Origin of the sequence: Kitasatospora sp. NPDC093679 (genome assembly GCF_040683455.1) — a bacterium.
Taxonomy (GTDB): Bacteria; Actinomycetota; Actinomycetes; order Streptomycetales; family Streptomycetaceae; genus Kitasatospora; species Kitasatospora arboriphila.
Genome location: NZ_JBFBDW010000045.1, coordinates 46,790 through 64,965 on the forward strand (window position 1 = coordinate 46,790; position 18,176 = coordinate 64,965).

At 72.9% G+C, this 18,176-nt stretch carries 19 protein-coding genes and 4 pseudogenes; 12 read left to right on the forward strand and 11 right to left on the reverse strand.

Features of this window, described 5'->3' with window-relative positions; all coding sequences use genetic code 11:
* Positions 1 to 99 precede the first annotated feature (99 nt).
* The 4 genes and pseudogenes from AB0O09_RS29040 to AB0O09_RS29055 all read left to right on the forward strand — a co-directional run bounded on the left by AB0O09_RS29040 (position 100) and on the right by AB0O09_RS29055 (position 3,139).
* Complete coding sequence (locus AB0O09_RS29040; protein ID WP_363546463.1) at positions 100 to 660, forward strand: hemerythrin domain-containing protein; 561 nt, start codon at positions 100 to 102, stop codon at positions 658 to 660.
* A 114-nt stretch (positions 661 to 774) separates the two neighbouring features.
* A complete protein-coding gene (locus AB0O09_RS29045) occupies positions 775 to 909 on the forward strand; it encodes a hypothetical protein (RefSeq protein ID WP_363546465.1) in 135 nt (44 codons plus the stop codon).
* Positions 910 to 1,168: 259 nt separating this feature from the next.
* A pseudogene (locus AB0O09_RS29050) lies at positions 1,169 to 1,354 on the forward strand (amino acid permease); the annotation flags it as partial.
* Positions 1,355 to 1,528: 174 nt separating this feature from the next.
* The gene (locus tag AB0O09_RS29055; protein WP_363546468.1) at positions 1,529 to 3,139 is read left to right on the forward strand and encodes a phospholipase D family protein; all 1,611 of its coding nucleotides are present in this window, start codon (positions 1,529 to 1,531) and stop codon (positions 3,137 to 3,139) included.
* A 263-nt stretch (positions 3,140 to 3,402) separates the two neighbouring features.
* Here AB0O09_RS29055 and AB0O09_RS29060 read toward each other — a convergent pair.
* Positions 3,403 to 3,733 (reverse strand): annotated as a pseudogene (locus AB0O09_RS29060) (hypothetical protein); the annotation flags it as partial.
* 283 nt (positions 3,734 to 4,016) lie between these two features.
* The gene (locus AB0O09_RS29065; RefSeq protein WP_363546470.1) at positions 4,017 to 4,973 is read right to left on the reverse strand and encodes a PRC and DUF2382 domain-containing protein; all 957 of its coding nucleotides are present in this window, start codon (positions 4,971 to 4,973) and stop codon (positions 4,017 to 4,019) included.
* 302 nt (positions 4,974 to 5,275) lie between these two features.
* Here AB0O09_RS29065 and AB0O09_RS29070 point away from each other — a divergent pair, with 302 nt between their 5' ends.
* A complete protein-coding gene (locus AB0O09_RS29070; RefSeq protein WP_363546473.1) occupies positions 5,276 to 5,431 on the forward strand; it encodes a DUF6131 family protein in 156 nt (51 codons plus the stop codon).
* Between the two features lie 291 nt (positions 5,432 to 5,722).
* Here AB0O09_RS29070 and AB0O09_RS29075 read toward each other — a convergent pair whose 3' ends face one another.
* Positions 5,723 to 6,406, reverse strand: a complete 684-nt coding sequence (locus tag AB0O09_RS29075; protein WP_363546475.1) for a DUF6766 family protein — start codon at positions 6,404 to 6,406, stop codon at positions 5,723 to 5,725.
* A complete protein-coding gene (locus AB0O09_RS29080) occupies positions 6,403 to 6,630 on the reverse strand; it encodes a hypothetical protein (protein WP_363546478.1) in 228 nt (75 codons plus the stop codon). Before AB0O09_RS29080 ends, AB0O09_RS29075 begins: the two co-directional genes overlap by 4 nt.
* 139 nt (positions 6,631 to 6,769) lie before the next feature.
* Between AB0O09_RS29080 and AB0O09_RS29085 the strand changes: the two genes are divergently transcribed.
* The 3 genes and pseudogenes from AB0O09_RS29085 to AB0O09_RS29095 all read left to right on the forward strand — a co-directional run bounded on the left by AB0O09_RS29085 (position 6,770) and on the right by AB0O09_RS29095 (position 8,879).
* Positions 6,770 to 6,940, forward strand: coding sequence for a hydrophobic protein (locus AB0O09_RS29085; protein WP_363546506.1), 171 nt, complete (start codon positions 6,770 to 6,772; stop codon positions 6,938 to 6,940).
* Positions 6,941 to 7,088: 148 nt separating this feature from the next.
* Positions 7,089 to 7,352 (forward strand): annotated as a pseudogene (locus AB0O09_RS29090) (WhiB family transcriptional regulator); the annotation flags it as partial.
* A gap of 573 nt (positions 7,353 to 7,925) precedes the next feature.
* The gene (locus AB0O09_RS29095; protein ID WP_363546509.1) at positions 7,926 to 8,879 is read left to right on the forward strand and encodes a hypothetical protein; all 954 of its coding nucleotides are present in this window, start codon (positions 7,926 to 7,928) and stop codon (positions 8,877 to 8,879) included.
* 311 nt (positions 8,880 to 9,190) lie between these two features.
* On the opposite strand, the gene AB0O09_RS29100 is transcribed toward AB0O09_RS29095, so the two are convergent.
* From AB0O09_RS29100 to AB0O09_RS29115, 4 genes and pseudogenes are all read right to left on the reverse strand, one after another.
* Positions 9,191 to 9,379, reverse strand: a complete 189-nt coding sequence (locus AB0O09_RS29100) for a hypothetical protein (protein ID WP_363546481.1) — start codon at positions 9,377 to 9,379, stop codon at positions 9,191 to 9,193.
* A 16-nt stretch (positions 9,380 to 9,395) separates the two neighbouring features.
* Positions 9,396 to 9,575: pseudogene (locus tag AB0O09_RS29105) on the reverse strand (hypothetical protein); the annotation flags it as partial.
* Complete coding sequence (locus AB0O09_RS29110) at positions 9,572 to 10,243, reverse strand: MBL fold metallo-hydrolase (RefSeq protein WP_363546484.1); 672 nt, start codon at positions 10,241 to 10,243, stop codon at positions 9,572 to 9,574. The gene AB0O09_RS29110 and the pseudogene AB0O09_RS29105, both read right to left, overlap by 4 nt.
* Positions 10,244 to 11,846: 1,603 nt before the next feature.
* Positions 11,847 to 12,221, reverse strand: coding sequence for an avidin/streptavidin family protein (locus tag AB0O09_RS29115; protein ID WP_363546485.1), 375 nt, complete (start codon positions 12,219 to 12,221; stop codon positions 11,847 to 11,849).
* 219 nt (positions 12,222 to 12,440) lie between these two features.
* Between AB0O09_RS29115 and AB0O09_RS29120 the strand changes: the two genes are divergently transcribed.
* The 3 genes from AB0O09_RS29120 (at position 12,441) to AB0O09_RS29130 (ending at position 13,985) form a co-directional block, all read left to right on the forward strand.
* Positions 12,441 to 12,752 carry an STAS domain-containing protein gene (locus AB0O09_RS29120; RefSeq protein WP_363546488.1) on the forward strand — a complete coding sequence of 104 codons (312 nt, stop codon included), beginning with the start codon at positions 12,441 to 12,443 and terminating at the stop codon, positions 12,750 to 12,752.
* A 91-nt stretch (positions 12,753 to 12,843) separates the two neighbouring features.
* The gene (locus tag AB0O09_RS29125) at positions 12,844 to 13,314 is read left to right on the forward strand and encodes an ATP-binding protein (protein WP_363546491.1); all 471 of its coding nucleotides are present in this window, start codon (positions 12,844 to 12,846) and stop codon (positions 13,312 to 13,314) included.
* 221 nt (positions 13,315 to 13,535) lie between these two features.
* Positions 13,536 to 13,985, forward strand: coding sequence for a hypothetical protein (locus AB0O09_RS29130; RefSeq protein ID WP_363546493.1), 450 nt, complete (start codon positions 13,536 to 13,538; stop codon positions 13,983 to 13,985).
* Positions 13,986 to 14,064: 79 nt separating this feature from the next.
* Here AB0O09_RS29130 and AB0O09_RS29135 read toward each other — a convergent pair whose 3' ends face one another.
* From AB0O09_RS29135 to AB0O09_RS29145, 3 genes are all read right to left on the reverse strand, one after another.
* A complete protein-coding gene (locus AB0O09_RS29135) occupies positions 14,065 to 14,478 on the reverse strand; it encodes an ATP-binding protein (RefSeq protein ID WP_363546496.1) in 414 nt (137 codons plus the stop codon).
* Between the two features lie 66 nt (positions 14,479 to 14,544).
* Positions 14,545 to 15,561, reverse strand: a complete 1,017-nt coding sequence (locus AB0O09_RS29140; protein WP_363546498.1) for an STAS domain-containing protein — start codon at positions 15,559 to 15,561, stop codon at positions 14,545 to 14,547.
* Positions 15,562 to 16,164: 603 nt separating this feature from the next.
* On the reverse strand, positions 16,165 to 16,545 hold the full coding sequence (locus AB0O09_RS29145; protein ID WP_363546501.1) for a TipAS antibiotic-recognition domain-containing protein: 381 nt from the start codon (positions 16,543 to 16,545) through the stop codon (positions 16,165 to 16,167).
* A 418-nt stretch (positions 16,546 to 16,963) separates the two neighbouring features.
* Between AB0O09_RS29145 and AB0O09_RS29150 the strand changes: the two genes are divergently transcribed.
* Positions 16,964 to 17,380, forward strand: coding sequence for an STAS domain-containing protein (locus AB0O09_RS29150; RefSeq protein ID WP_363546503.1), 417 nt, complete (start codon positions 16,964 to 16,966; stop codon positions 17,378 to 17,380).
* The last annotated feature ends 796 nt before the right edge of the window (positions 17,381 to 18,176 follow it).

The window sequence follows — 18,176 nt, forward strand, 5'->3', positions numbered from 1 at the left end:
CGAGTGGAACAGGCCCCGTCGACCGGAGGCGCAGGGCGGGGCGGGAACGTCTGTGGGCACGGCGGGACAGGCCCGCCCGGAAGCAGGAGGGACCGGCACATGGGACACGGCGGGAACGTCGTCATGGAGCTGAAGGCCGACCACCGCGAGGTCGAGGAGATGTTCGGTCGGATCAAGGCCATGAGCACCGGCGGCCAGGAGCTGCGGGACATGGTCGACGAGGTCACGATCGAGCTGGTGCGGCACTCGGTCGCCGAGGAGCAGTACCTCTACCCGGCGGTGCGCGAGCACCTCGAGGGCGGGGACCGGATCGCGGACAAGGAGATCGACGACCACAGCCGGGTCGAGAGAATCCTGAAGCAGCTCGAGGGCATGGACACCGGCGACACCTCGTTCCGGCCGCTGCTGCAGCAGCTCATGGACGAGGTCACCGCCCACGTCCGCGACGAGGAGAACACCCTGTTCCCGATGATGGAGCGGGCCTGTACGCCCGACATGCTGGACGACCTCGGCGACAAGATCCGCCGTGCCAAGGCCCTGGCCCCCACCCGGCCGCACCCCGCGGCGCCCAGCAGCCCCACCGCGAGCAAGCTCCTGGCTCCCGGCGCCGGCCTCGTCGACCGGGCCCGTGACTTCGTCACCGGCCGCGGCACATCCTGACCTGCAGGCGCCCCACCGACGGCTCCCCGGTGCGGAGCCGCGCGAACGGCGGGACCGGACGGGCGGACTCGTCGCCCGTCCGGACCCGCCGGAATCGCCGGCGACCCGCGGCGCATGACCCTGCCCGCCCAGCGCGACACCGCCGCTGCACCCCTGCTCCGCCACCCCGACCTCCTCGAACACCTCGCGGCCCTCCACCGGCCCCGACTCCTCGCCCTGCTGACTCCCGAGACGAGCCCGCTGTCCTGATGCATCACAAGGCGGGCCGAGGCGGTGGCGCCGACGGCGGAAAGCTGCTGCAAGGGAACACGGCGGTGGGCTTGCCCGAGGCTCCGCGCTGCGGGTCGGAGCGACGACCGGCGGCGGGTGGCACGACGCAGAGCCGATGAGTGGAATACCGTCGCCGTCCCGTGACCGGACTCCGTGCCGCGGGTAGGAACGGCCGACCGGTTGAACGGAGGAGACCGCCATAGCCACCGAACCCGAGGCACGATCCTTCTGGCGCGACATCGTCCGCACCAAGTCGGTCGAGCGCTCCATCGCTGACGCCGGGGAACCCGAACACTCGCTGCGGCGATCGCTGTCGGCCCTCGACCTCACCGTCTTCGGTGTCGGCGTCGTCATCGGCACCGGCATCTCCGTGCTCACCGGTACGGCCGCCAAGAACCATGCAGGCCCTGCCGTCGCGCTCTCCTTGCCACCGCCGGTGTGGGCAGAGAGAACTGACCGCTCGAGTGCGGATTCAGTGGTGAAGCGGACACGGGCCGCACGGAGGGCGGCCGGCCGGAACTCCGGGAGCGCGCGACACATTGCGATGGCGTAGCGTCGGAAGGGTGGGGACGAGCAAGAGCGGCGGTGAGCGGCAGCCGTGCACCCCGGCGACTGGCTGTTGACCGTCGGCGAGCGCGGCAACCCGGCGACGGTGCTCGACGGCCGCCGTCCGGACGGCTCAGCCTGGTCCACCGGGAATCTCGTGCGGCCCCTGGTGCACGGTGCCGAGTACTTCCCCGAACTCCTGGCCGCCGCCGGGCGGCAGCGCGCCGGAGACCTCCTGCTGTTCACCGACTGGCGCGGCGACCCCGACGAGCGGCTGGCCGGCCCGGGCACGGAGATCGGGGACGTGCTGGCTGCGGCCGCCCGCCGCGGGGTCATCGTCAAGGGTCTGGTCTGGCGCTCCCACCTGGACCGCCTGCAGTTCAGCGAACGCGAGAACCGCCACCTCGGTGAGGAGATCGAACGAGCCGGCGGCGAGTGCCTGCTGGACATGCGGGTCCGTCCCGGCGGCGCGCACCACCAGAAACTCGTCGTCCTCCGCCATCCCGGCCGCACCGGCCTCGACACGGCATTCGTCGGCGGCATCGACCTGTGCCACAACCGCGGCGACGACGCCCGCCACCACGGCGACCCGGACGCGCAGCCGATCGCCGAGGCCTACGGCCCCCACCCGCCCTGGCACGACGTCCAACTCGCCGTCCACGGCCCCGCCGTGGGCGACCTGGAAACGTGCTTCCGGGAACGCTGGAACGACCCGGCACCGCTCAGCCGCAGCCCCCTCACCCGCCTGCGCAGCCTCCTCCACCACGAGGACGAGAGCGCCGGACGGCTACCGCGGCAACTGCCCGACCCGCCCGTCTGCGGCCCGCACACCGTCCAGGTGCTGCGCACCTACCCGAACCGGCTGCTCCGCGGCTACCCGTTCGCACCGGACGGCGAGCGCAGCATCGCCCGCAGCTACCAGAAGGCCCTGCAGCGCGCCCGGACGCTCGTCCACCTGGAGGACCAGTACCTGTGGTCGCCGAGAGTCGTGGAGTGCTTCGCCCGCGCGCTGGCCGACAACCCCCGGCTACGCCTGGTCGCGGTGATCCCGTCGGTCCCCGATCAGGACGGCCGGCTGACCCTGCCGATGAACCTCGTCGGCAGGATCGGCGCCCTGCAGGAACTGCGCCGCGCCGGCGGCGACCGAGTCGCCGTGTACGGCGTCGAGAACCACGCGGGCACCCCGGTCTACGTGCACGCCAAGGTCTGCGTCATCGACGACGTGTGGGCGTCGGTCGGCTCCGACAACATCAACCTGCGCTCCTGGACGCACGACTCGGAACTGAACTGCGCCGTCCTGGACGACACTCCCGACGGGCGCCCACCCACCGACCCGGGCGGGCTGGGCGACGGTGCCCGCCGGTTCGCCCGGGAACTCCGACTGCGGCTGGCCCGGGAACACCTGGACGTCGGTGACGACCCCGCCGCGACGGCCGAACTGTGCGACCCGCTCGCCGCCTTCGAAGCCTTCGCACGGTCGGCGGCGGCCCTCGACGCCTGGCACGACTCCGGCCGCCGCGGCCCGCGGCCACCCGGACGGCTGCGCACCTACCGGCCGCCGGTCCTCTCCCGCAGCGCCACCGCCCTCGCACGCCCGCTCAACCGGCTCCTGGTCGACCCCGACGGTCGACCACGCCGCCTGCGACGCCACAACACGTACTGACCCCGACCGCCGCCCGAAGTGCGCTGCACCACCCGCATCCATCCCGGTGTTCCAACCCGTTCCCCTCGCACGGCACCAGACCACCTCCGGGGAGCCAGGAACCCGACCACGCCCGCGGTAGGACGGCGCAACAACCGTCCAGGCTGCGCAGAACGGCGCCCCGTCACGGGGCGCCACGCGGACGCCCCGGCCGGACGTCCTGGCGGACGTGAGGGGCCGGTCGGGGCCGGGCGGCCCCTTCGCGGGGTGGCCGGGGGTCGCCTGCGGCCCTCGCGGATGTCGTACACCGCGTTGGACGCGCGGATGAACGCCGCGATGTATCCGGACGCCGACCACGGAGCGCCCCAGCAGCGCCACCGCGGCCAGCACGCCGTAGTAGCTGAGTGCGGCCGCCCGGTCGGGCAGTTTGTCGTCCGGGAACTCCTCGCCGGTGCGCTTGAGCACCGCTGGCCGGCGCCGGCCGGGCACGTCGGTGGGCCTCGGGTGCCGGGCCTCCACCTCCTCGCCCGGTCCGACCTGCTCGGGCTCCCGCCCGGAGCATCCGGCGCGGGCACGGCGGCAGTCACCGACTTCGGACTCCTGCTGATCCGTCATGCCCTGCAGAGCGCCCGGTCTTCCCGCCCCGCCGCGCGGCCGGCGTTCCTCCGACGGACGCAGCGCGGCCCGGCCGCGCCCGAGTAGGGGGCGACCGGGCCGGGCATCCAAGGAGCGGGAGCGGCAGCACATCGCCCCACGATCATGAAGCTACGGCATGGACGGCTCCGGTGGGTGGGAAGGCGCGCGGCGGGCCGCTGTTGTCGGCCGCTTGCGCGTACCGGGGCGCGACAGCCGTGGTGGCCGGGACCGGCGCGCGCTCGCGGGACACCGACGGGTGGGGTCAGATGCGCCGGCCGGTGCCGGGGCCCTCATCGTCGTCCAGACCGGTGTCGGCGTCCTCGACGCCCTCGCCCTTGATCCGCTCCTTGCGGACCTCACCGCTGACGGTCTCCTCCTCGACGACCTCCTCGGTGTTCAGGCGGACCCGCTCGACCGGCACGGCCTCGGTCGCCACGACCGGGCGCTCGGCATGCAGGGTGACCTCGTGCGCGGACTCGGTGATCTCGGGGCCGCCCATGGCCGCGTCCCGGTCGGCGTCCGTGATCGGCTCACGCTCGATGCGGACCTCTTCGTGGCGCACCGGCACGGTCTGCTGCACGTTCTCCGTCACCACGTACGTGCGCAGCCGCACCCGGCCCGTCTCCACGCGTTCGGTGCCGACGTGCATCTCCTCCTCCGAGCGCGTCATCGCCTCGTCCATGTCGCCGCCGCCGCGCAGGCCGGCGCCGATGGCGGTCTCCTCCGCGCCCCTGCTCATGGCCTCCCCGCGCTCGCGCACGGAGGTCGCATCGGAGCGGTCGCCCATGCCGGTGCCGGCCGTGCCTCCGGTGCCGGCGATGCCTTCGGTGTCGGTACCGGTGTCGGTGTCGCGGGCCCAGCCGTGCTCGCCGGGCTCGTTCGCCCGCTGCCAGGCCTCGTCCCACGCCAGTTCGTAGTAGTCGTACAGCCGGTGCTCCTCGGCCGCCGACAGGTGGAGCCCGCTGTCGACGTCCACGTTCGGCGCGTCCTTCACCTTGTCCTTGGTGAAGGGCACCTCCAGGTGGTCCTCGACCAGGCGGGCGTCCTTGAGCGGCACGAACGACTCCCTCATCCCGAACAGGCCGGTCTTCACGCTCACCCACTCCGGCTGCCCGGTCGCGTCGTCCAGGAACACGTGCTTCGCGTCCCCGATCCTGTTGCCCTCGGCGTCGTACACCGGGTGCTCCAGCACGGTCCCGATCTGCTCTTCAGTGATCACGACGGCCTCCGCAGGCTCTCAGTTTGCGGGTTCGGTCACCCCCGTGACACCGCGCCTGTCCGCCCCGAAGGAGCGCAAAACCAAGGAGGGCAAACGGAAAAACCGGGTGTTTCCTCCCGCAGCGCGGGCCGGTTCCGTTTGCCGCACCCCTACGGCGGTAGACGCACTAATCCGTAGACGTACTAATCCGCAGGCAGGCGGACCGGGTGGAAACACCGGTTCCCACCCCCGCGGCGGCCCGGTTCTGGTCATCTCCCCGGACCGCCGCCCCTCCCCCGCACAACACATCCAAGAAGGCTCCTGTGATCATTCTCGGCGTCATCCTGCTCATCATCGGCTTCGCCACCGGGATCTCCATCCTGTGGACCATCGGCATCATCCTCGCCGTCATCGGCCTCATCCTCTGGGTTGCAGGCCTCCTCGGCCACGCCGTCGGCGGCCGCACCCACTACTACTGATCAACCGCTGCGCCGATGCCTGTTCCTTCCGGCCGACGCCCACGCCAACCCGGTGCCGCAGATCCCCCACCAGGCTGCCCGAGCTGGAGTCGAGCCGGCATCGATCACTTCGGTCAGGGCAGTCGATGCGCACTCAGGCGGCGGCCCCGGCCAGCGGGGCCTGTGCGGCGATGTCCGGCAAGGCGCGCACAGCCACGGCATACGGGTGCGGTGCGAGCGGCCCCGGTGCCGCTCGCACCGCACCGCACCACGGCGCGGTCCGTGCCGGCCGCCGTCCACGAGTTCCCGTGTTCAGCCCTCGACGCCGGTGGAGGTGTGGGCGGCGCCGACGGGTTTGGACTCGGGTGAGCCGCGCTGGCGCAGGTACACCGACAGGATCGCCATCGAGGCGACCGCGAGCAGTTCGGACTGCCAGTTCTGCAGGGTGCGGTTCCAGAAGTCCGCGGACGTGACGGACTGCCCCCAGGTGACGGGGGCCTGCAGGTCGCGCAGCTGCTCGGCGTTGTACGCGGACCAGCCGGTGATCGACTGCGACGTCCAGGAGCCGAGGAAGAACAGGGCCATGACCAGGCCGAGGGAGCGGGAGTACACGGCCAGGCGCAGTCCCTTCGTCCGGGCCCAGCCCGGGGAGGCGTCGGTGGCGTGCGATCCGATCTTCTGCTCGCGCTCGGACTCGGTGCCGGCCTTGCCCGGTTCCTTGGACTCGGGCGAGCCGCGCTGCAGCAGCCAGACGGTGCCGAAGATGTAGAGGAAGAACTGCAGGTACTCCGACTGCCAGTTCTCGGTGACGTCGACGGCGAACTGGGAGCTGGTCAGGTAGGCGCCGAGACCGAGCGGTTGCAGACCGGCGGCGACCAGCTGGTTGTTGAGGTCGGCCTGTCCCGCCGCGGCCTGTCCGGCGAGCGCCAGCAGGAAGGCCGTGCCGAAGGCCAGGGTCAGGCCGTTGTTCCGCAGGAAGCGGCCGGCGGCGTTCATCGCTGCAGTAGTCCGATCGTGGTGAAGTACGCCAGGCCGCCGACCACGACGACCACGCACAGGGTGAACAGGACACGCACGGTCAGTCCCCCCTTCACATCGCAGCGGTAGGGCATCTCGGGGCGGGGCTCGCAGCCCGCCGCGGTGATCTTCCAACCGTCGGGGAACGCGGACAGGAAGACCGTGTCTCCTTCCAGTACGGCGCGGGCCTGCTGCCCGAACACGTCGATCCGGCGCAGCTGACCGGGGCAGTGACTGCCCCCGCGGGGCCGCGCTCCGTGGCGGGGCAATGTCTGGCATGCATTGCGCCGCGCGGGGCAGTCGGTGCCCGCAATCAGTCCGTCAACCGTGAAGGAGACCGTTGTGCTTCCCCTGGTTCTGGTTCTGCTACTCGCTTTGCTTCTGTTCGGTGCCGGCTTCGCCGTCAAGGCTCTGTGGTGGGTCGCCGTCCTCGTTCTGGCTGTCTGGCTGATCGGTTTCGTCGCCCGTGGCACTACCTCCGGCGGCGGCCGCGGCCGCTGGTACCGCTGGTGACGCCCAACACCTGATGTCGTCGTGCGCGGCCGGACCGGATCGGCATGCGGCAGGTGCGGAACCGCAACCGTCGGCAAGGCGAAGTGCGGTACGTGCCGGCCGGGTTCGGTCCGGCGCGGGCCGATGATCGTCGAGAGAGGGATTGTTCGTGACGGTGATGTCGCGCCTGCCGGAGCCGGTGCACCAGGAGTGGGAGTGGCAACTGCCTGCGGCATGCCGGGGCGTGGACGAGCGGTTGTTCTTCCACCCGAGCGGAGAACGCGGCCGGGCCCATGAGGAGCGCGAGGCAGCGGCCAAACGGATCTGCGCCCGCTGTCCGGTCCGCCGGCGTTGCCTTGAGCACTCACTTGCCGTGCACGAACCCTACGGCGTGTGGGGCGGCGTCGGCGAGGACGAGCGCCTCGCCCTCCTCGCTCCCGTCACCCGCCGCCGCCTCGGGCCCACGGGTGCAGTGGAGGCGGTGGGATCGCTGCCATCGGGCCGCGGGCCGCATCTCGTCACGGTGGCTGCCGGGTCGTCCGGCCCGAACAGCGGGCGGTCCATCGGGACCCGGCGCATCGTCTTGCACCGGGTGCAGCGCACCGTGCTGCCCGGCCTGGCACGCGTGGCGCGGGTGTCGTGCCCGCAGGTCGCCCACCTGGACAGCAGGAAGACCGGGATAAGCAGAAAGAAGGGCTCAGGCAGGACAAAACGTGGCAGAAACGATGCGCGCGGGCCCGGAACACGCCGCATCGGTCTCGTCCGCGGAGGCGGGCTCGGCGCTGGCGGTGTGGGGGAGGACCACGGAGGCGAGGAGGCGGGCGGGATTGCTCCGGCCCGGCGACGCCCGGTCGGGCGAACCTCCGCCTGTGGCCCCCGCTCCGCGGCCCCGCCACCGGTCGCCCCGTCCCTCGCCGTTCCTGCCGACGGGTTGGCTCGCGGCCGCCGTGCTCTGCTGGAGGTCCCGGGCGACTCCCTGTCACCCCGGCATGCTCCAGGAGATCCTGTGCCCCGTGTCCCCCGCCTCACCGGCGCCGCCTGCGCCGCGGCCGCCGCTCTGGCGCTGCTCACCGCCTCTCCCGCCACCGCGGCCGCCCCACCGCTGTCCGATCCCCGGATCCTGGTCCACTTCGACCTGGCGGCCGGTCAGATGCCCGAGAACAGCGCGGTCGAGCCGAACGGTTCCCTGGACGTGACGCTGCTCGCCGCCCACCAGGTGGCCCGGATCGCCCGGAACGGCGCGGTGGCGGTTCTCGCCACGCTGCCACCCGAGCCGAACCCGAACACCCCGCTGCTGGGCTTCGCCGCAGCCACCGGCATCGCCCGCGCGCACGACGGCACGATCTACGTCGCGTACGCCACCGGCACCGCGCTGACCGGCATCTACCGGCTCGGCTGCGACGGTTCGCTCGAACAGATCGCCCGACTGCCCCCGGAAGGGCTGCCCAACGGGCTCGCTCTGGACGAACGGGCCGGGGTGCTCTACTCGGCCGACTCCGTGCTGGGCGTCGTCCGGCGCATCCCGCTGCGCGGCGGCGAGCCCACCGTCTGGGCCTCCGGAACGGCGCTGCAGCCGGCCGGGTTCATCGGTGCGAACGGCATCAAGGTGCACGAGGGCGCCGTGTGGGTGAGCAACACCGACCTCGGCGTCCTGCTGCGCATCCCGGTGCGGCCCGACGGCACCGCCGGGGCCATCGAGACCAGGGCGGAGGGGCTGACCGGCATCGACGACTTCACCTTCACCGGCCGGAACGAGGACACCGTGCTGGCCGCGCTCAACGGGCCGAACCAGGTGGCGTACGTGCGGCCCGACGGCTCCCACACGATCGCCCTCACCGCCGAGGACGGCCTGACCAGCCCCACCTCGGTAGCCGTCCACGGGCGCACCGTCTTCGTCACCAGCGCCGCCTTCGCCCCGCCGCCGGACCCGAACGTGCTCACCGCCCGCCTCGACCGCTGACCTGCGGCCCGGCCCATCGATCCGTGGGCTGATGGGCCGGGCCCGGGCCCGGGCTCCGGAGCGACCCGCTCCCCTTCCCTGCATGACGGACGTCGAGGCCATCCTGTGGCTGCGGGTTGACACCCCGGCGCAGTATCGGGCGCGTACGGGCCGACCGTTCCGCGGCACCGTGCCTACCCTGCGGGGCGGTTGGTGAACCGCCCGGGTGCAGGTACGGCGGGCGGGCGGCCCGTGGGGTGTCCGGGCAGGTCAGCGCGACGGTCCGCGGACCGGCCGGCGGGGGCGCTGCAGCACCTGCGCCTGCCGGGGTGTCACATCTTCTCCGCCCGGACTCCGCGCTTGATGACGGTGAGGTACGGGGTGGTGCCGTCGGCCCGGTGGTTCAGGAGAGCGGCCGGGCCGTCGGGGTCCATGCTCTCGCCCGTGTAGAACTCGTAGGCGCCGAAATCGGCCAGGACCTGCTTGACCAGTGCGGTGGCGCCGGTCTCGAACTCCCCCACGGATGGTCTCGTTCAGCTTCACCTTCACGGACTTCAGACACTGCTTGATGTAGACCTTGTACGTCTTCTCGTCGAACGACGCGCGGATGAGCTGGTGGGCGTGCACCACGTCGATCACCTCCTCGGTGTCGGCGTCCAGCTCACCGTCCGCCTCCGGATGTGCCCCGATGCCGGGGGGGGTGACGACCTCGGTCACATCGTCGCCTCGGCTGCCCGTCGGAGGGCGGATGCCGCGCCGGGGGTGTGGGGATCGCCGTGCCCGAAGAGCACCGTGTCGACGTCCAGTTCGGCCAGGCGGTGCAGCGACGCGACGGCGCGGGTGCGGTCGGTGTTGAAGACGCCCAGCATGGTTCGGCCGACATTGGCGACCGCGTCGCCGGTGAACAGCACCCGCGGCCCGGGCAGGTGGAGTGCGATCGACCCGTCCGTGTGCCCGGGCACCGCGACCACCACGGCCCCGCCGCCGAAGTCCAGCACGTCGCCGTCCTCCACCTCCCGGTCGACCGGGCACGGCGGTGCCGGCGGCAGGGGCGGAAGTGCGGCGCGGATCGGTATCTCGAACTCTTCCAGCACCGGGGGTGCCCCGGCCACCTCGCCCCGGATCACCGGTGCTTCCAACCGGTGGGCGACGACCTGCGCCCCGTGCCGGGCGGCCAGTTCGGCGGCCGAACCGGTGTGGTCCTCGTGCCAGTGCGTCAGGACGATTCGCCGCAGCTCGCCGTCGAGGGCTTCCTCGATCCTCGCCGCGCAGTCGGCGGTGCCGGTGTCGATCAGGGTCAGTTCGTCGCCGTCCCGCCACAGGTAGGCCGCCCCCACCGGGAAGCGGAGCACGCGCAGCCTCGGCAGGACCTCGATCACATCCATGCCGTCAGTCTGCGCGATCGCCCTACAACCATGCGGTGGTTCGCTGACGGCTTACCGCCCGGCCCCACGAACGGAGCGGGCACCGGCTCGGGTCGGCGCAGCGCGGCGGCCGGCCCGGCCTGGCGGAAGACCACGGCCGGGAACGGCCCGGACTGCGTCGCAGGCGACAGCGCTGCCCGCACCACCGACGGTACGGCCCGCCGGGGCGCGGATCCGGCACACCACCTCGGCCGACGGGATGGCGGTGGGCGCAGCCACTGCGCGGACCGCCCTCCGGCCTACGCTACGGTCCAGTGTCCGCAGCCTCGCCGGGCAGCTCGCTCTCTCCCTCGGCCGGCAGCGGTGGCTCATGCATTCTCGTGGCGCGGCTGCGCACTGCGGCAATCGCCGCTCGCATCTCGCCGGGCAGCCGGTCTGCCGCGGCCTGCGCTTCGGCGCTCCCGGCGTCGTTCTTCTCCCCTTCGTCCATATCGGCGATGTGCCCGTGCCCCGGGTCCGCCACCCCCGCCCCACAGAGGCGCATCGAAGATTGTCGGATCGGTGCGCGCCGGGGCAGTGCTCGGCTTGCCCCGTGGTGCGGCCGTCAGCCCCTCCTGCGGGACGGACCCGGCGGCCGGACCCACGACACACGATCACCAGCCCGTCCCGGGATCGGCGTCCCATCGGCCCGGCCACCGGTCAGGCACATGTTTCGGGAAGGTTGGTGTCGCTCACGGCCCGCGCCGCCGCGGTGCAGGGCGCTTGTCGTCCGGGCCGCACTGTTGACGCACACGGACGCCGCCCAGGTGCAGCGGCTGCCGGGGACCGGCCGCATGGTCTCCGGCAGCCGCCGAACCCGAGGGCGCCGACTACTGACCGATCGTTCCGACGCCGGCGATGCTACGGCTCGTCGCTTTGCCGGGTTCCGCCGCCGCCCGTGTGACGTCATCGGCCGGCGAGCCGAGCAGTGCGGTGCAGACCTGCTCACTGCGGGGGTGTCCCCAGCCCCAGCTCGTCCAACAGCAGCCGCAGGTCCTCGGCGTTGCGGGCGTGTGCGGCCACCACTGTGCGGGCCCGTGCCCGCGTCTCCTCGTCCACGTGCGTATCCGCCGGCTCGACGATCTCGGCCAGCGATACAAGATCCCGGTTCCCCCGCGTCACGGCAACCACCTCCTTCGACTGAGCACCCGCTGCGCGCCGAGCGTCTCCCCCGAAACGTCCTGGTCGAACGGCCGGCCCATACCCGGCGCCCCCGACCGGGCACCGACAGGGCCCGATGGCATGTCATCCCCGGCACGCGCATGATCGCCGCCGGACGAGGAACAGTCACGTCCATGCCAGACAGTGGCCTCGGCCGCCGTCCCTCCCGTCCCCGCGTCCTCGGGCTCCCTGCCGACCAGGTCGGACGCCTTCCGGCCCGCTCACGTCCCGCCGCCCACGGCCAACCCGCGGTGCCCGTGCCGCGCCGGCCGGCCGCACCGCGCGGCCGGCACGCCGGGCGCAGGCCGTGGATGCAGCATCGGCCGCGCGCCCGGCTGTTGCCAGGCGGTGTGCAGTCGGCAGGTTGGGCAAGGCGGTGATCTGCTGCTGACCCGGCTGTGCCCGGGCGGCCTTGGTCGTCCGCTCAGCCCGCGTCTTGCGGGGGCGGCAGGCGGCGGAAGGTGTCCTGGCCGATGACCGTCGCCTTCCACGCCTCGTCGGGCCCGGTGGCGGTGGTGAACAGCCAGGAAGCGACGATCCGCTCGTCGTCCGGGAGGTACTGGCCGCTCCAGCTGGTCACCGATGCGGCGCTGCCGTGCTCGTCCCGCCAGGCCACCGTCCATCCGAGCGCAACTCCCGGGATGGTCGGGCACACGTCGAACCGCCCCACCAGCTCGCGGCGCCCGGCAGGTCCTGCACCGGGCTCGAACGTGCCTGTCAGCAGCCCTGCCGGATCGGCTTGAAGCCTCAGACAGGAACCGAACTCGTTGTACCAGTCACCCGCGACCGCCACTCCCACAACCGCTCCCCTTTCCGCCTGCTTCGGCCCGACGTGGCCGCATCTCCCGCATCGTCACACCGGCCGGCCGTGCCCGGCATGCGGAGCTGCTGCAAACCGGCACCCGGCGGGCCGACTACGGCCGGTCGGCGGCGTGGCCGGCCTGGCTGGTCCCCGCGCTGGTGGTGCGCCGGCGCCAGTGCCGCGGGCGCGGGCCGCTTCCAGGGAAGGCGCGCTGCTGTGACGACCGAGCTGAAGACCAGCGCCAGACGGCTGGGCCGGACGGTCGTGTGCGTATTCGCCGGCGACCTCCACCAGGGCACCGCCGGGCAGGCCCGGCAGGCCCTCCAGGCGGCGCTGGGCGAACTCCCCGAGGTCCTCGCCGTCGATCTGAGCGGCGTGGAACTGTTCGCATCCGGCGGGCTGCCGGTCGTCGTGGTCGCGCCGAGCGCCGGGGCGCGCCGGGTACTGGAGATCACCGGGACCGCCGCCCTGTTCCCCGTCTACGCCAACGTCGAGGACGCCGCCCGGGGCGGGGACACGCCCTCCTGAGGGCGTGGCAGGCGCGGGGCCGGGGCAGACGCCGGATTCGCAGCACACCGGCCATCGACCTGGAACCGCCATGTGCCCTCCCACTCATCCTGTGGCATCCGACCGGCGCCGGCTGGACTTCCTGCCCGGCGACCAGGACGCCTGCGTGAGCGAAGGCCTGGCCTTCACCCGCGCCGCCCTCACCGACTGGCACCTGACCACCACAGCCGCCCAAGCCGCCGCCGACGCCGTCCTCGTCACCGCAGAACTCCTCGCCAACGCCGCCCAGCACGCCGGAGGACCCAGCACCCTCCACCTCCAGCGGTCGCCCGGACGGCTACGCATCGCCGTCACCGACCCCGACCCCGCCCCGCCGCAACCGGCCCATCCGCACCGGCCGCAGGTCCCGCACGGCCACGGCCTGGTCATCGTCGACTGGGCCCCCCCCCCCCCCGACGACCACGGCAAGACCGTCTGGGCCGACCTCTCCGTCCCCGCGGACGCCGACACCACGGCCCGACCGGATCCAGGACACGCCCGCCGGGCCGCACTGGCCGACCCCGACCCCCACCTCGACAACTGATCCTCCGGCGGGCCCACCCGCACCCCTCCCGCGACCACGAGCCGGACCATCACCCGGTTCAACGTGGGCCGTGGTGCAGCGGGACAGGAATGGAGCGGGTCGAAGGTGAGGAAACAGGCGGTACCGCGGTCGGTGATCCCCGTCCGGAGGCCGCCGACCACCCACCGCGGAGTGCACTCCCAGCGCCGCGACCCGCACGGGCCGTCGCTAAGCTGCCGGGCATGAGCATGTGCACTGCCGTCGAGCAGACCGTCCTGGAAGCGCAGCGACAGTTACAGGACGGCAGTTGGGAGCCGTCGGCCGCGGACCGGGCCCTGGCCCGGCAAACCGCACAGAGCCTGGCGGAGGCCGTCGGCCCGGCCGACGTGCAAGAGGTGCTGCCACGGATCGAGCGCCTCGCCGCACTCCGCGAGGCCCTGGCCGCCCTCGCCATGGCCGTGGCGCGCATCCACGGCCACCTGGCCTGGTTCCTCGCGCAATGCACGAGCGACCTCGCCCCGGTCCTGCACTGGCGGGCCCTGCCCGCGCCCGACGGCCACGCGTTCGGCGCGGTCCTGCCCACGGCCGACGAACTCGCCGACGCCGAACAGGCGGTACGCCTCCTGGCCGTCACGCTCGCCCGCACCGGCGATGACGAGACGCCCGAGCGCCGAACGGCCCGTCGCACCTGACCGGCCCCATCCGGGACCCGGCCCGCAGCAGGTGGCCGAACGCGCCCCGAGGACACCACGGGGACGGGCCGCGGGGCGCTCACTCCAGGCGGAGCTCGGCCCACACCGTCTTGCCCGTACCGCTGGGGCAGCAGCCCCAACCCGCGGCAAGGCGGTCGACGATCCGCAGGCCCCGGTGGCGCGGCTCGTCCGCCCGCACCGGCAGGATCCGCGGCTCGCCGCCGCCGGCATCCGTGACGTCGATCCGCAGCCGCTCACCCCCGGCGCCGAGCCACAGCTCCAAGGCCAGCGGGCCGCCGGCATGGTCGACCGCGTTCGCGAGCAACTCGGCCGCCACCAGCATCACGTCGCCCACGACCGCCTCATCCGCCCCGGGCCGCCACTGCGCCAGCACCAGCTGGACGAAGTCGATGCCGCGGCGGACACCCGTGCCCCGCTCGCCCGGTCGGAAGACCAGGCGGCGGTGGGCCGAAACGGCAAGCGGAGGACACATGACCGGACCCGAACAGGTCGGAGGAGAGCGTTCGTCGACCGTCGCGTCTACCCGCCCGCGTCCGTGTCATGCCTCGTCCCTGAGTACCTCCGGGCTCCGGTGCTGCAGTGCCAGCCGCAGGCTCGGGCAGACGGGGAACAGCCCGCCGACGCCGGTGATCGCCAGGGTGCGCCGCACGCGCGCACTGGGGGCCGCCAGAACCAGCAGGATGCCGCAGGCGTGCGCGGTGCGGCGGGTGCCGAGCAGCACGTTCAGGCCGCTGGAGGTGAACATGCGCACTTCCGACAGGTCCACGACCAGGACGGCCGGGCGGCCGCCGAGGGCCGCCTCGAGGGCCCGCCGCACCTCCTCCTCGTTCTCCGAGTGCAGGTTCCCGGCCGGTGTGCACACCACCGCCCGGCCCACCCTCGTGGTGCGGATGTGGATGTCGGGTGCCGGGCCGGCCCGTTGCGCGAGATCGTCGTAGGAAGCCATGACCGCCCTCCGAGCCCACCGCTGGCTCCACCCGAGGGGGTGGGCCGGGGCAACATTTCCGCGCGGGATCGGGAGACAGTGCGGCGACAACCGACGGGCATCCGGCGAACGCCGCGTTGGCGGACACCGGTACTCCCCTCCTACCCCCCGTTGTCCGCCCTCACCGCTTTTCGGGCCGCCGATCCGGCAGAGATCCAGGCAGCCGGCCTGTTCCCGGTGTGCACCGGCGTCGAGGAGGCCGGCCGGCAGGCCCCGCCGCACGGCCCGGGCGCGTAAGCCGCGGGCCTTGGCGCCGGTGATCACCGGGAACAGGCCGGCTGCCTCCGTGACCTGCAGGACCCGCCGGACCACCTCGGACGGGGCGATCAGCACCACCGGCACCCCGCCCTCCTGCGCGGCCAGGCGCGTCAGCAGCAGGGCGTTCAGGCCGCTGGAGGTGAACATCTCCGCGCCGGCGAGGTCCACCGCCAGCACCCGCGGTGCCAGGGCCAGTCCCTGGTCAAGCGCGGCGCGGACCTGTTCCTCGGTGTCCAGGGTCAGGTCGCCGGCGAGCGTGCACACCGCGACCGTCCCCACCAGCTCCACACCGCTCTTCAGCTCGCCCACCACACCCACGCACTCCCTCCGGCAGCACGCCCCCACGGCCGCGGAGCCGCACCTTCGGCCCCCTGCCGAATCCGCGGGGCCGGCCCGCATCACGCGAACCGGCTCACACTCCACGGTAGGACGAGCCCTCGGCGGCGGCAGCCCCGAACCCGGGTGCGCCCCGGCCCACCGCCGGGCAACTGCGGGCGGCACGCCGACAGGGCAGCGGGGATGACTGGTCTCCGCGGCCGACCGCCCGGTCCAGCGCGTCTGCGTCGAGGCGGGCCAGCAGTCGGTGCACGGCGGACTCGGAGGACGCCAGACGCCACGGCAGCAGCGGATCGGGCCGGACGCCGAGCTGTTCCAGCAGCCAGCAGCCCCGGAACCTCCTGGAGGCCGGTATCGGGCTACCGGCGGAGCTGGTCAAGGCGGACGGGATCAGCGACGGTGCGTCGGCAGGCACGGTCTACCGGTCGGATCGCGGGGCGTCGAGAACTCCATGGAAGCCGTGCCTGCGCTTCCGTTCCCGTAGCCACCTGCCCGACAGGCCGTCATGAACCGGACGCCACACGAAACGCCGAGGCCCTGCCCTGCCAACGGGCAGGATCGCGATCTGGAGCTGGAGTGCTACGAAGTGAAGCCGATTCCCCGTTCGGCGAATATCCTCATCGCCTCACCCAGGAATTCCACCATCCTGGGATGGTAGGAGTTGTGAAACTCCCTCATGGCGTCGTCTTCCGCATAGAAGAGTGCCATCCCTACGTACGCTTGCCTGCTGGGGGCGTAGAATCGGCAGGCTATGCCGAAATGCCGGCCGACGAGCTCCTGGATCCGGGGATCCCCGGGCAGGGAGCCGTCCAGGCAGGCCGCGATCTCCCGGTACAGCACGTCCCAGTCCTGGTGGACCTGAGGTCTGTCAACGTGCTCCCAGTTGTTGGTCTCGGCAAGGCTCTTGGCCTGCTCTTCGGCCAACGACCGACGACACTCTTCCTCGTACTGATTCCCCATGGTGCCAATTCTCTTGTCCGGCTGTCGATCCAGGCGGAACAGTGACACAGGCCCACCGGATCGGCAAGCTATTTGTTTGAGCGGATCAGTCGATTCGTCAAGGGCGGCCGGAAGATCCTCCGCATGCAGCTCAAGTCGCTCCCCTGGCGAGACGTCCCGCTCCCGGGTCGGACCGTCCACGCGGTCGCGAGTCTCACCGTCCGCCGGGCCGCCCAGGCCGGCTTGCGAAGCCGGGCCGCGGCCGCAGCGGGGCTGACCGTCCTACAGCAAAAGGCGTACGGTGAACACAGCGGTAGGTGTCATCGTGGCGCCCACCGTTGCCCGTCGGCTGTCGCCGCGCTGTCTCCCGCACCCGCGAGGAGCCGGATGCCCCGGCCCGCCGTGATGGTGGAGCCTCTGGTGGGCTGGGAGACGCATCATGGCCATTCCCGCTCAGTCCCTGCTGCTCGGCGGGTCCCCGCCCGACCCCGCACTGACCATCGTCCTGACCCGGGCAGGCGACAGCGTGGTGTGTTCCCTCGCCGGAGAACTCGACATGGACAATCGGGCCCAGGTCCAGCGGGCCCTCGACGAAGCACTCGCCCCTCACCCGGCCCTGGTCGCCGTCGAACTGTCCGCCGTGCGGCTGTTCACCTCCAGCGCCCTCAACGCGCTGCTCACCGCCCGGCTCGCGGCACTGGCCCTGGGCGTTCCGATCGTGCTGGCCGCACCCAGCCCCATCGCCCGGCGCGTCCTCGAAGTCACCCGGGCCGACCAGGTCTTCCCCCTCTACCCCGACCTGGAACAGGCCCTGCACCACCCCCTCACCGGCGGGCAGACCGCGCGGACGGTGTAGCGCGGCGCGGGCGGTACACGGCGGCGTACAGCCGGACAGACGCGCATCTTCCTCGGTGACGCTTCTTCGAGACACCGCGGGACCCGGTGTGCGCCTTCACCGGCTCCGCCCACGGCCGCCGCCCGGTCTCCCGCCCGATGGCCCCGGATCGCCACGTACGCGACGGCCCGGGCTTCATCCGCGACGCCGTGGCCGCCCGGCGGTCCGATGCCGACGCCCCGGTCCTTGACGGCATCGTGCCGGTGAGCGCCGAGCTGCTCTCGAACGCCACTGTCCACGCCGGCGGACCCACCGCGTTCGGCCTCCGCCACGACCCGGACGCCGGCCCTGCTGCAGGCCGCTGCTACCGACACCAGCCCCGCCACGCCACGACCCGGCCCGTCCGGCCGCAAGAACCGTCCGGCCGCGGCCCGCACGTCATCGTCCAGGTCGCCACCACCCGGGCAGCCGGCGCGACGGGGCCGGCAGAACCGTCGGGGCCGACCTCCACCTGCCCTGAGCGCGCCCCGGCGCGGGGCCGAGGGCAGCACGCCGCCGTCCGAGCCCAGGCGCGGGTGGTGCCACTCCCCGAACGCGACCGGGGTGCGGAGCCGAACGTGTACCCGCAGACTCGGTGCACCACAGGCGCCGGTGATCCCCTGACCGCCCTTCAACCACCCGGCGAAGGCGGCCTGCAGGCCGGTGCGCGGACGGGCGGGGACTCCAGGGCCGGTCCCGCCGCTGGCAGCCGCCGGCAACTTCCTCGCCCCGGCTGCCTGCACTTGGGCCCCCGGCCGCCGGATGGTCATCCGGCGGC

Bases quoted from the DNA above. Each gene is read 5' to 3' on its own strand.
- AB0O09_RS29040 (WP_363546463.1), top strand. From the start codon at position 100: ATGGGACACGGCGGGAACGTCGTCATGGAGCTGAAGGCCGACCACCGC.
- AB0O09_RS29045 (WP_363546465.1), top strand. From the start codon at position 775: ATGACCCTGCCCGCCCAGCGCGACACCGCCGCTGCACCCCTGCTCCGC.
- AB0O09_RS29075 (WP_363546475.1), bottom strand. From the start codon at position 6,406: ATGAACGCCGCCGGCCGCTTCCTGCGGAACAACGGCCTGACCCTGGCC.
- AB0O09_RS29110 (WP_363546484.1), bottom strand. From the start codon at position 10,243: ATGGATGTGATCGAGGTCCTGCCGAGGCTGCGCGTGCTCCGCTTCCCG.
- AB0O09_RS29130 (WP_363546493.1), top strand. From the start codon at position 13,536: ATGAGCATGTGCACTGCCGTCGAGCAGACCGTCCTGGAAGCGCAGCGA.
- AB0O09_RS29135 (WP_363546496.1), bottom strand. From the start codon at position 14,478: ATGTGTCCTCCGCTTGCCGTTTCGGCCCACCGCCGCCTGGTCTTCCGA.
- AB0O09_RS29145 (WP_363546501.1), bottom strand. From the start codon at position 16,545: ATGGGGAATCAGTACGAGGAAGAGTGTCGTCGGTCGTTGGCCGAAGAG.
- AB0O09_RS29150 (WP_363546503.1), top strand. From the start codon at position 16,964: ATGGCCATTCCCGCTCAGTCCCTGCTGCTCGGCGGGTCCCCGCCCGAC.